Below are 12,215 nucleotides of genomic sequence, written 5' to 3'. Positions count from 1 at the left end.
AACGCTGCCTCGGCCCGCAGTTCCCGGTTCTCGCGTTCGAGCTGCGTCAGCCGGGCACGCTCGGTCGAAGTCAGTTCGCTCTCCGGGCCGCCGCCGTGAGTCTCACGGTACTTGGCCAGCCACCGCCTCAAACTGTCGTCACCGACCCCGTAGGCCTTGGCGACTTCACTGACCGGTTTCGATGAATCGATCACCTCTCGACACAGTTCGTCCTTGAACTCTGCCGAGAAGGATCGACGTGATCTGCTCATGCTGGTCGGACTCATTTCAGTAGATCCCTATTCTAAGCGGGTCCACTGTCCGAAATCCCTGGGCCGATCACTCGGCGGCGAGCGGTGCACGAAGCGAGAGAGGGGATGAATGGCTGAAGAGCTTATGGGCGTCGGCGTCTCGGCTTTTATCGACCCGACGCCGGACCAACTTCGCCACCAATGGTTGTCGGTGCTTGCTCGTCAGACCCCGCCTGCAGGCAAGCGGCAGGCGAACTTCGTCCCCTGCGAAGTTGTTCTCTCACACTGCGCCTCACTCTTGATGGACCACAGTAAGTACGGCAGTGGCTCTGCACATCGTGCCGAGTTTCCGGTGCAGCACCTTGCGCGCCTGTTCAAGCGTCCGCCGACGTCTATCTTGGCCAAGATGGCAAATCTGGACGGAACGCGCAGCAACGGCGGCAGATTCGAATTGGCGGTTGCCGCTCGGCTGGGAGATGTCGAACTGCTCCAGGGCGTATATCTGCGCACCCTGGACATGGCACGCACTCTCGGTATCGGACCCGATGAGCTACCGGATTTTCTGGGAATCGAAGGCGCCGCTCGAATCGAACTGGAAGGCCAGTACGAGTTGGATGCAAGCGAAATCGAAAGGTCGCTCGAATCCAAGCTCGAGAAGTGGGAGCGCGAGCGCGCGGATGTGCCGATCGAAATCACCGAGCGACTTCTTGTCGCTACCGTTCGGGTCGGGCAGCATCGCTTCGCTCAAAATGTCTTGAACAATCACCAGCACAGGTGCGTGTTCTGTGGGTTGAGCGGAATAATTGGTGGCCGTAGACGGCCGCGAATGCTGTTGGCAAGCCATATCAAGCCGTGGCGAGACAGCACAGACCGGGAGCGGGTGGATCACAAGAACGGGTTAACAGCCTGTCCGACCCACGATGTTGCCTTCGACACGGGGCTGATTACTGTCAACCAGGACCTGAGCCTAAGCTACGCGCCGGGCATCGAAGGCGACATGGACAAGTCGCCGCCCCTTCGGAGAGCACTGGGCAAGCCGCCACTGCACGAGCGACTCGTCCTTGCGGAAAGCGCGGTCAGGCCTGACAGTACGTACTTGGTTTGGCACCGAGAGAAAATCTTCACCGTGGCGTGACGATGGACCGTTTGTGCGGGTCCGTGGTGAGCAGTGAATCGACGATATGTGACGACGAGTTAGTCTCTTCGGGTGTCTGGGGCGTTCGCTAGGCGTTGGACCGCGAGGACGGATCACTCTATGTTCATATCTCGCCGGACATAGCTAGATCGTCTAGCCCGGGTCATTCCGCGCTGCGGGCGTACGCAGCGCGTAGACGCTCGAGTTCGTTGGACCGAATTGATTGCACTGCGAACAGCTTGTCGAGTACTTGAAGATTCTTCGCGGCGCAATCAGGATCTAGTTTGCCCTGCACCTGTTTTTCAGCGTTATCCAACGTGCTGACAATCGATACAGCCCCGGCGTCAAGCGTCTCATTGTTGTCGTGGACCAGACTGAGGCGGACGGCCACGACAACCGGATAGCTACCCGACGCCTGCTGCTTTTCCGGTCCAATGGTGACAACCATGCGGTCGACAGCGCCGGCTTTGACTTCGAATCTTGTCTCGGTTGATGTGGTGCCGAGTCGAGTGCCTCCGGTGTTAGCGTCCGTTGGGAGCTTCACTGAGTAGTTCGCCGAAACAAGCGCCGGCCCGGCACCGCCGAAAGTGCAGTCCGATAATGTCTCTGCAAATAGAACCTCAGCATTGATCTGTGAAATGAGTGATGGTTCGCCACCGCTGTTTCTGACCGTTACGTCAATGGGCGTAACACCCACGTCTGTAGGTTCGTCTGGATAGCTTCCAGTTGAATCGATGATCGTTCCGGTGATCACTTGCGATCCTGTGGTTGACAGAAGCGCTACCTCAAGATCCGGCGGGGGAGTGTCCATGGATTGGATAATCTGCACACCCGAAATCACGACGCCGACAACACCGATGACCGCGCCCAGCGAGGTCCATAATGGGTGGGCGACAAATCTGGACGTCGCTCGTCGGGCAAGGCCGGGCCTCGGGTCATCGGCCAGCCATACCTGCCAATCGGCGGGAGGATCAGGCCACTCCGGGTCGGGAGCCCACCCGTCTGGTGGTACCCAGCCTTGAGGGGGCGGGGGCCAGTTGGGAGGTGGATTGAATCGCATTGGCGCTCCGCGTAAAACCAGGACAACTAAGCGCCTCAACAGGTAAAGCGCCTTGCTGCCGACCGACGAACATGTGTTCAACCTAGTGTGTGCCACGCGTGGAAAGCCGTCGATGGTGGCTGGGCTTGAACTATAGACACCCACTGTTGCCTCGCCCAACGTAGAAGGCCGTGAGAGTGAGACTATCGGTCAAATTCATTCAAGTAGATGAACTTTTCGTTCCGTTGAGCCGCGTTGGGTGTCCCAGCAGTGACCCGCTAACGGTCAACGCTGCAGATAGAGACGTTTTGCCCAGTGAAGCCGTGCCGAACCCCTCGACCAAACACTCGGAACTTGTCACCCACTCCCTATAAGTTGAGTCCTGTTCAAGTAAGGGTGAAATGTGAGGGTCTGAATGTCGGCAGTCGATGACGGCGAGCTACGCGATCGCGTACGCCGTTTGCTTGAGTTCCTGCGCGAGACGGTGGGTGCCCAGTCGAAGCCGATTCGAGAGTACGGCGTCGACGCCCGGGTCGAGTGGCTGTTCGACGATGCACGCCCACTCGACGTCAATACCGATGTCGCACCGAGTGACGTTGCGGTTCGCATTCCCCGCACCAGCGTCGAGCAGCCACCGGGCCTTCCTGCGGAACTCGAGCCGTGGATCGATGAGACCACCACCCCGCCCACCGTCAAAGCCCACGCACCCACCGAGGCCCACGAATGGCTTCAAGATTGGAGTGGCTGGGCTCTCGAAGACGCCACACGCCGCCCGTTCGCCGAGCTGTTCCGATCCGTCGACCTCATGCTCCACGACCTCGGCACCCAGCCCGAGTCCCTCGAACTCGTCATCGCCTCCGGGTACCTGAACGCCACTGTCGGTGGCCAACAGATTGCCACACACCTCGTCACCCAGCAGGCCAGCATCACGCGCGAAGACTCGACGGGAGATCTCCTCGTCACCGTCGCACCCGCAAGCACGCCGCGCCTCGAAGACGTGCAGGTCCTGCTGGATCTGAAGGGCTTCGACCGCGCCGGCTCGAAGTCCCTGCACCGAAGCCTGTCCGAGCTTGTCTCGTCGTCGCTGTCGTCGGACATTCCGCGGTTGCTCGGCCAGTGGGCCACCTCGGCGCTGACGCAGCCGCTGACCGTCATCGCCGATCACGACAAGCCCGCCAGCATTCATGCCTCCACCGCAGACACCCTGCGCATGTCACCGGCTCTGGTTCTGCGTAAGCGTGGCTCCTACGCGCTCGTGTCCTACTACGACGCCATGCTCGCAGCGCTCGACAACGGCGCCCCTGTGCCTGTCGGGCTCGCCCACTTGGTCGAAGGCCACGACGAGAGCGCACGCGCAGACTGGCTCGCCGCCAACATCAGCGACACACCCAGTGCCGAACCTCTGTTCCCGCTGCCTGCGAACCGCGCCCAGGCCGGAATCTACAACCGCGTCATGAACGACACCGGCGTCGTCGTCGAAGGCCCTCCCGGCACCGGCAAGACCCACACCATCGCAAACCTGATGTCCGCGTTGATGGCTCAGGGCCAGCGGATCCTTGTGACCAGCGAAAAGGCGCAGGCGCTCCGCGTACTGAAGGACAAACTGCCCGCCGAGCTGCAGGACCTCTGCGTCTCCGTCACCGATATGGCGCGCGGGGGATCGGCCGAGCTCGACCAAAGCGTCTCGACCATCGCAAACCGCAAAGCCGCATTCGACGCCGCCAAGTCCGCCAAAATGATCAAGGCACTCGAAAACAAGCGCTACAGCGCCAAGGAGCAACGCCACAAGCTCAAAGAGCAGATGCGCGTTACCCGATCGTCCGAAGCCGAGATCCACACGCCGTCGCCCACCTACTCGGGCACGCTCGCGACGATCGTCGGCAAGCTCAACACCCAGCAGCCGGACCTGGGCTGGATCCCCGGCCCGCTGCACGCCGAGCACCCGCCTTTCGACGACGGAGCGTTCGCATCGCTGTTTCGGGGAGGTGCACCGAACCCGGCTGTGCCGTCGATCGACGACGTGCGCACACTCTGCGCACGAGCCCACAGCTCACCCAGGCTGCTCCCGACCCTCGACGACGTCGACCAGACCCAGCTCCACTACGTCCGCCCGTCCGCGCAGGCCCTCGCCGATCGTGCGCGGGCCGTCGAAAGCTTCGGCCCGGCTTATCGAACTCTCGCCGACCGCATCCTCGCCGGCTCGCTCGTGCCCGCCTGGTCCCGCGCCCAGATTGTCTCGGCGATGCTGTCTGTCGCCGTCAGCGCCGACGCGTCCGTCGGGTCGCATCAGGTCACGACGGACATCACGTCGCGTCAGGCACTCAACGCGTTCGACGCGTTGGCGCGGCGCAACGAGACCGGTCAGGCAGGTCTCGACGCACGCAGGGCGGTGGATCAGCTCGACGCGCGAGCCAGTGTCGACGGCGTCGATGCTGACGACGCAACTGGCATGCGGTTGGTCGCCGAACACCTGCGATCGCTCGTCGCCGTCGAAGATGCGGCAAACCCTGTTGCGCACGATCGGTATCGAACTACCCAGTACCGGGGTCGACGGTCGTCGTATGCGCGTCGACACGCTCAGTATGGTTTGGAATCAGGTCGTCGCCACCGGCAGCGTCGTGATCGCTCGCGACGAGCTCGTCGCAGCGTTGGGTGCCGTCTTGGCCTCGGTGCCGGAGGTGACAACCCTCGCCGACGCGCTCGCCGTCGCCGACGAGATCACCGGTCTCACCGACAGCTCCGACGCCTCCGCGGCACGTGCATCGCTCAACGACGTAGCAGACCGCGTGGCCCGAGAAGTACCGAACTCCGACTACCTGGTCGCGGCCCTGCGATCGGCCGACGCCGACACCTACGAGCGACTCGCGAGCGATCTGCAGCCCGTCGCGAACGCTGGGCTTCTGGACGTTCTGGCCGAGCAGGCACCGAATCTCGCACGCGAGGTGGCCGAGGATAGCGCCACCGACTGGGCTTCCCTGGCAACAACATTCGGCACAGCGTGGACGTGGCGGTGGACCAAGCAGTGGGCGGAAGGCCGCCAGCAGCCCGACGAGAACGACAATCTGGACGACGATCTCGACACCCTCGACGCAGAAATTTCGTCACTCACGGCCAAGCTCGCCGCTGAGCAGGCGTGGCAGGAATGCTTGCAGCGCATGACCAATCGTGAGGTCACCGCGCTGCGCGCGTATCAGGAGAACATGTCGAACGCGGGGCTCGGCACCAGTAGTCTCGCGCAGCGGTATCGCGTCGCGGCTCGTGCGGCGATGCAGGACGCGCAGACGGTGGTGCCGGCGTGGGTCATGCCGATAGCGCAGGTGCTGTCGTCGATTCCGCCGCAGCAGAACGCGTTCGACGTCGTGATCGTCGACGAGGCAAGCCAGTCCGAGGTCACCAGCCTGCTCCTGATGTGGCTGGCGCCGAAGATCATCGTCGTCGGTGACGACAAGCAGTGCGCCCCTCCGGGCATCAAGAACTACACGCTGCGATCCGTGATGGAACGGCTCGACAACTTGCTCTCGGACGTCCCGGTCAGCACCCGCTTGATGCTGACGCCCAAGTCGAGTCTGTTCACGTTGCTGCGTGCACGGTTCGGCGACGTCGTCCGCATGCGCGAGCACTACCGATCCATGCCGGAAATCATCGAGTGGTCGTCGATGCAGTTCTACAGGGACATGCCGCTCGTGCCCGTGCGGCAGTTCGGAGCGGATCGGCTTGCACCGCTGCGCAGTACCCTCGTCGACGACGCCACCACGGCCGGCTCGAGCACCCGGCTGACGAACCCGGCCGAGGCGCATGCACTCGTCGACCAGCTCGTTGTCTGTCTCGCAGAACCCGACTACGTCGACAAGACATTCGGCGTCGCCGTCCTGCAAAGCGCTGCGCAGGCGGACCTGATCCGGTCGCTGCTGTTCGAGCGGGTTCCGTCCGAGCAGATCGACGAGCGACGTATCCGCGTAGGCACGCCGCCTGACTTCCAGGGCGACGAGCGCGACGTGATGTTCCTGTCGATGGTCGTCGCACCCGGCTCGTCGTCGAACGCAATGACCGCCGACCTTTTCAAGCGCCGGTTCAACGTCGCTGCCTCCCGTGCGCGGGACCAGCTGTGGCTGTTCCACTCCGTCACGGCCGACAGCCTGTCGGCGACGGATCTACGACGGTCGCTGCTGTCCTACGTCGAAGCGTCACCGACGGTTCCAGTGCCCGCGATGCCGTCGTCGGTCTCGGCGGACAGCCGGCATCCGGACTTCGGATCGCTCTTCGAGCAGCAGGTCTTCCTCGCGCTGCGTGAGCGTGGGTATCACGTCAACCCCCGTGTCGACGTCAACGAGATGACGATCGACCTCGTCGTCACCGGTGCTGCGGTGCGCGTGGCGATCGAATGCGACGACGACACCGAGGTCGATACAAACGAGCTCATGGATCGTATGGAGCGCGAGTTCGAACTGCGCCGCAACGGATGGGTGTTCCATCGTGTGCGGGCGTCGGACTTCGCCCTCGACCGAGAGCGGGTGCTCGACACCATCACCGAGATCCTCGACTCGGTCGGCGTCCTGCCCGACGAGGTGGCGGTAGTCGTCGAGGGTGCCGGGCCGTCATCGTGGTCGCCGATCGAGCTTGTCCGTGACGCCGACGATGCCGACGCCGACGACGAGGTGATCGAGCTCGCGATCGTCGAAGAGCCCGCGCCGTCTCGGACAGTCGACGTCGATCTCGCGCCACTGCCCGAGGTCATCGAAACAACCGACGAGCCCGAGGACCTGGACGAACCCGAGGACCACTTCGAGGACGCCGAGGACGAGGCGCCCGTTGAGCCGGAACCGACGCCAGTCCGGACGATGCCGCGCGAGGATCTCATTGCGGCCATTCGGTATTCGCAGAAGCGCAACAAGTTTTCTGTCGCGCAAACCGTCGAGGACTGCGAGGTCACGCCCGAGGCGGTTCAAGAAGCTCTCGCGGAGATCAAGTCTCGCGACGATGCGCTGAGAGCGTCGAAGAAGAGACCGCCGGCTCCGACGCCGGACGTGATGCCGCGCAGGCGTCGTACATCGGGTGTGGAGAGTGAGCCGGCCGTGGTGTCCGGAAGTCGCTCACTGCAGGCCGAGTTGGATGCGTTGCCGGTGGCGTCGTGGGCAGGGGCGCGGGAGATCGCGATTGCCGCGGCGCGTCCGACTGCGCCGTTGACGTTGGAGCGGTGTCAGCGGGTGACGGGGTTGTCGGGGACGAAGGCGGATCAGTTGTTGGCTGACCTGGTTGTGACTCGGAAGCTGGTCAGACGAAAACGCGATGGTGTGGAGGAATGGGTGCGGCCGCAGGGGTTGACGCTATGACGCAGGTGGTCAACCGGTCCGAGGGGTTGCGGGACTGGCAGAAGGAAGCGTTCGATGCGTGGGTGTCGTCGGGTTTTCGCGCGATCGTGGAGGCGGTCACCGGTACCGGGAAGACGCATGTGGGGTTGGCGGCGACGCTGGATTCGGTGAGTCGTGGTCGTCAGGTATTGGTGGTGGTGCCGAGTATCGATCTGCTCGAGCAGTGGTACACGGCGTTGGTGAAGGCGTTGCCGAGTGTGCGGATCGGGCGGCGGGGGAACGGGCACAACGACACGTTCCGTCTGTACGACGTGATGATCACGACGATTCAGTCGGCGATCCGGCCGGGTGCGCCGATGCCGCGGACCGGTGCCCTACTCGTGGCCGACGAGGTGCATCGCTACGGGGCGGGTTCGTTCGCGAAGGTGCTGATCAACCGGTTCGAGGAGCGGCTCGGGTTGACGGCGACGTTGGAGCGTCAGGACGACGGTGTCGACACGCATCTGATGCCGTATTTCGAGAATCTGGTCAAGGGGTGTGATGCGGCGCGGGGGAGACGTGACGGGATCCTGGCGCCGGTGCGGGTGATGACGGTGGCGGTGCCGTTCTCTGCGGGGGAGGCGTCGAAGTTTCAGGATTTGGACGAGAAGGCGAAGTCTCTGCGTAACACGTTGATCTACGACTATGGCTGTGCTGCCGAGCCGTTCGGTGAGTTCATGAAGAATGCGGTGGATCTGAGCAAGGAGCGGCATCTGCCGGCGAGCCGGGTGGCGAGTCGGTATCTGTCGGCGTTCAGTAAGCGGCGGGCGTTGTTGGCGGACTGTGAGGGCAAGTTGCAGGCGTTGGCGGCGATCACACCGGGGTTGGGGAAGTCGGAGCGGTCGATCGTGTTTTCGGAGACGAAGGAGTCTGCGGCGAAGGGTGCGGAAGTGCTCAAGGCTGGTGGGGTGGCGGCGCATCAGTATTCGAGTCATTTGGATCGGGTGGGTCGGACGCGGATCCTGAAGCAGTTCCGTAGTGGTGAGCTGACGTCTCTGGTGGCGCCGCGGGTGCTGGACGAGGGGATCGATGTGCCGGCGGTGGATGTCGGGGTAATCATCGCGTCGAGTTCGTCGAAGCGGCAGATGATTCAGCGGATGGGGCGGATTCTGCGGCTCAAGCCTGATGGTCGGCCTGCGGCGTTCGTGATCATGTACGTGGCGGGGACGAACGAGGATCCGTCGCTGGGTGCGCACGAGGCGTTTCTGGACGAGTTGACGGGTGTGGCGCAGGAGGTCGTGGACGTCGAGCTTGCTGATGCGGGTGCGGTGTTGGCGAGTTGGTTGGATCAGTCGGCGCCGATCATGCCGAAGCCGGCGGTGGAGCCGACGCCGATCGAGCCGATCGTCATTCCGCAGTCGAAGATGGTGACGACGACGGTGTCTGCGGCGAGGACGCGGACGGTGAAGGAGATTCTGTCGGAGGCGCAGTACGGTACGCCCGATCATCTGGACGGGATTCTGCGGTGTATGGCTGCGATCGATGTGCGGGAGGCATCGGTGTTGATCCGGCGGTACGGGATCGACGGGGCGAAGCCGCGGACCTTGTCCCAGGTGGCGGCGGAGATGAATCTCAAGCAGATGGTCATCGAAAGCCTCGAAAAGCGGGGGTTGAAGTCGTTGGAGAGGGAGGCTGGTAATACGCTTCGTCTCAGTGCCTGGAAATAGCATGTGACACTCAATCGAGGCCATTCGGTGTGCCAATCTTGAACGGTTCGGTTACTGAATATCGATTGCTACGAACTCACGCTTCTGTAATGCATCAACGGTGTATGATGAGGCCATGCGCCGAATAAAAGAAGTTAGGGTTGACGGACTGTTCGGCTACATGGAGCATCAGGTGACGCTCCGGTTGACTGAGCCAACAATTCTGACCGCGCCTAATGGCGCAGGAAAGACTCATGTTTTGACGCTAATTCGCGCACTGTTGAAACTTGACGCTAGGGCACTAATTCAGCTGCCCTTCAGGCGCGTGATACTGACTGCGTCGGACAACACGAGCCTCAAAGTCAGTAGAGACATAAGCTCCGGATTAGATGAAATACAGCTCCATTTTAGCGTATATGGAAAACATCGCAATGCGGGAAACTCTGTAATTGTTTATCAGGCGGACATCGATCTTGAGGATAATAGACTCCCAAGTTTCATCCAGGCCACTGTAGATGGAAATTGGATAGATAACAGATCGGGGCGAGTAATGTCGGCCGTGCAGGTGGAACGAAGATTCGATATAAAAATCGAGTCAAACGCGACATCGAAACTCCGCCAAAATCGGGATATTAGTAATTTTGTCGAGGGTATAAGCCCGATACTGATTGACACTAAAAGATTAGACGTGTTCTATACGTCAGCGGCGGTCGGCCGGGTGTCCTCGGCGGCCAACGAACGGAGAGGAGTCGCAACTACTCTCGGTGAAGCATCCCCGATTCGTCGATATATAGATCAAATTCGGCAGCAAGTTACCGAAGCCCGGCGAAACTCGGTGCAAGCTACACAGCGGGCTGACGTCAGCTTCGCCGCGCGGGCGTTATTAGCCGCCAAAGACACAGTGAAAAAAACAGAGCTGCAAGCCAGGTACAATGGTGTTGTGCGGAAATATGCTGCTTTGACCGATAATGGTCTTGCAGTGGGCGAAACGCTCCTTGAATTTCCAGATGAAACAACGCCGACTGTCCGTAGAATACTTAACGTCTTCTTGGATGATTGGGAAGAACGTATCGACCCCCTTCTACCAATCAATGAGAAGTTGCTGGCTTTACGTCATATATTGGATAGCAAACTGCTTCCGTCGGGAAAGCGAACTGTCATGAACCCGGGAGGGAACCTTGGTTTTTGCACAGTTAAAGGATCAAAAAGAATCGCAGTTTCGAATCTGTCGTCTGGCGAGCAGCATCTAATAGCCCTGTTTACATTGTTACTATTTGGTGCCAAAGAAGGTTCCTTGGTGCTAATCGATGAGCCGGAGATATCAATGCATGCCGCATGGAAGCATGCGTTCTTGGATGACATAAGTAACGTTTCGAAACTTGCAAACTTGCAGATTCTGCTTGCAACCCACAGCACTTCAATTATTAACGGTCGATGGGATCTGGCCGAAGAACTTGAATTTTCCAATATGCCAGAGAATGGCTTGGATGAAACCGATGAAAGCAACAATGAAGATGATCTTTTCGAATAATGAATACTAGTAGTAGGCTTCGTGATTATGATCAACCGGCTGATCGCATAAGGCAACACCGCCAATCTAGTCGGCGTCCGATTCTAATCGTTGAGGGTACAGCTGACAAGTTAGTGTTGGCGCCGTTGTTGCCGGACGTCGATGTGTTTCCTGTTGATGGAAAGTCTAATGTGATAGCCACCGCAAGAACCCTTGTTCAGTGGGTTGTTGAGAATTTTTGGTGTGTAACTGACAGGGATTTCGATGACCCGCGTCATTTGGCTGATTTATCCGCAGTTCACTGCCATTACGAACTAACAGATTTGGAGGCAATGCTGATTCATTATGGCGTCCTATCAGACCTAATTATGCATATCGGTTCCTCCGCTAAGATTGAAAAATGGGGAGGGCCTGAAAAGGTCGTGAACGACTTGGTAATTCTGGTTGAGCCAGTCTCAGCGCTCAGGGAAAGCAGCCGGCTGAACGGGTGGGGTTTGCCGTTCGATGATGTTTCCTTGACTGCCAAGATCGACAAGTCGAGCCTCACCCTAAATCTGAATAGTTATTGTAGGGCTTTGATTTCCAAGTCGTCAGCACCACCGACGTTTCAAACCGTGCTTGAGGCGGCGTTAAAAGGGCCCAGTGCAACAGATGTATACAGAGGCAAGGACGTGATAACTGCGATCAGCGTTGCACTTCGCAAGTGTGTAGGCACGTTACCCATGGCGGCCGCGGATCCCGATCATGTTGCCGCTCAAGTCCGTGGGTCTGCCGGTTTAGCATTATCCAGGTCGAAATGGTTGGAAGCGCTTCGGGAAAATCTGGGTTTGTCATAAAACATAGATGAATTTCAATTGAACTAACGTTGGGGTGATCCTGGTCTATCGGTTTATGGTTTCCTTAAAAAGCCGTTCGTAAGCTTCGACAGAAATCGGCAGATTCAACATTACTGTCCCAACTGGGTCACACCCGCTCACGTCCACGAACCACTGGCGTGGCGCAACGGCTTGTGTGGCTCTTGTCATGAGCGCCGCACCTCAATTGCGCAGTGATTGGCGACTTTGACGGCGCTCATCGAAATTCCCCACTAGTGCTCACTGAAATTCCCCACCCGTGTGGCATCGCCAACGAGGGCGGGTCTCCCACGATGCTGGTGGTCTCTGACCACCGACCAGCTATCCGAAGGAGACCCGCTCCTCATGCTTACATGGGAGGAAGATGTGGAAGTACACGCCCTGCACAAACGAGGCTGGACGATTTCGGCGATCGCCCGTCACACCGGCCGAGACCGTAAGACCATCCGGTCG

At 60.1% G+C, this 12,215-nt stretch carries 9 protein-coding genes; 7 read left to right on the top strand and 2 right to left on the bottom strand.

All coding sequences use genetic code 11. The features are described from left to right. Positions 1-251, bottom strand: a 251-nt coding sequence (locus H292_RS0126545) for a transposase (protein ID WP_027499120.1), incomplete at its 3' end; no start/stop codon positions are given. 109 nt (positions 252-360) lie between these two features. On the opposite strand from H292_RS0126545, the gene H292_RS0126540 reads away from it, so the two are divergent. Further along, positions 361-1,365, top strand: a complete 1,005-nt coding sequence (locus H292_RS0126540) for an HNH endonuclease (protein WP_020113419.1) — start codon at positions 361-363, stop codon at positions 1,363-1,365. 163 nt (positions 1,366-1,528) lie between these two features. Here the strand turns inward: H292_RS0126540 and H292_RS28285 are convergent, their stop codons facing one another. Beyond that, a complete protein-coding gene (locus H292_RS28285) occupies positions 1,529-2,119 on the bottom strand; it encodes a hypothetical protein (RefSeq protein WP_143545525.1) in 591 nt (196 codons plus the stop codon). Positions 2,120-2,819: 700 nt separating this feature from the next. Between H292_RS28285 and H292_RS28700 the strand changes: the two genes are divergently transcribed. The 6 genes from H292_RS28700 to H292_RS28275 all read left to right on the top strand — a co-directional run. Further along, positions 2,820-5,360, top strand: a complete 2,541-nt coding sequence (locus tag H292_RS28700; protein WP_081631917.1) for an AAA domain-containing protein — start codon at positions 2,820-2,822, stop codon at positions 5,358-5,360. Continuing rightward, the gene (locus H292_RS28695; RefSeq protein WP_331271186.1) at positions 5,347-7,734 is read left to right on the top strand and encodes an AAA domain-containing protein; all 2,388 of its coding nucleotides are present in this window, start codon (positions 5,347-5,349) and stop codon (positions 7,732-7,734) included. The genes H292_RS28700 and H292_RS28695 overlap by 14 nt, the downstream gene beginning before the upstream one ends. Continuing rightward, positions 7,731-9,419 (top strand): DEAD/DEAH box helicase, encoded by a 1,689-nt coding sequence (locus H292_RS0126525; RefSeq protein WP_196806205.1) that lies wholly within the window; start codon positions 7,731-7,733, stop codon positions 9,417-9,419. Before H292_RS28695 ends, H292_RS0126525 begins: the two co-directional genes overlap by 4 nt. Positions 9,420-9,534: 115 nt before the next feature. Further along, positions 9,535-10,929: an AAA family ATPase gene (locus H292_RS28015; RefSeq protein ID WP_155949844.1), complete on the top strand. Its 1,395-nt coding sequence runs from the start codon at positions 9,535-9,537 to the stop codon at positions 10,927-10,929. A 125-nt stretch (positions 10,930-11,054) separates the two neighbouring features. Beyond that, entirely contained in the window at positions 11,055-11,744 is a 690-nt protein-coding gene (locus H292_RS28280; protein WP_155949843.1) for a hypothetical protein, read from the top strand. Positions 11,745-12,107: 363 nt separating this feature from the next. Further along, positions 12,108-12,215: helix-turn-helix domain-containing protein (locus tag H292_RS28275; RefSeq protein WP_155949842.1), on the top strand; the 108-nt coding region annotated here is incomplete at its 3' end.

This window comes from Rhodococcus sp. 114MFTsu3.1, from assembly GCF_000383555.1.
GTDB lineage: Bacteria > Actinomycetota > Actinomycetes > Mycobacteriales > Mycobacteriaceae > Rhodococcoides > Rhodococcoides fascians_E.
This window is presented reverse-complemented; position numbering and strand designations above follow the sequence as displayed.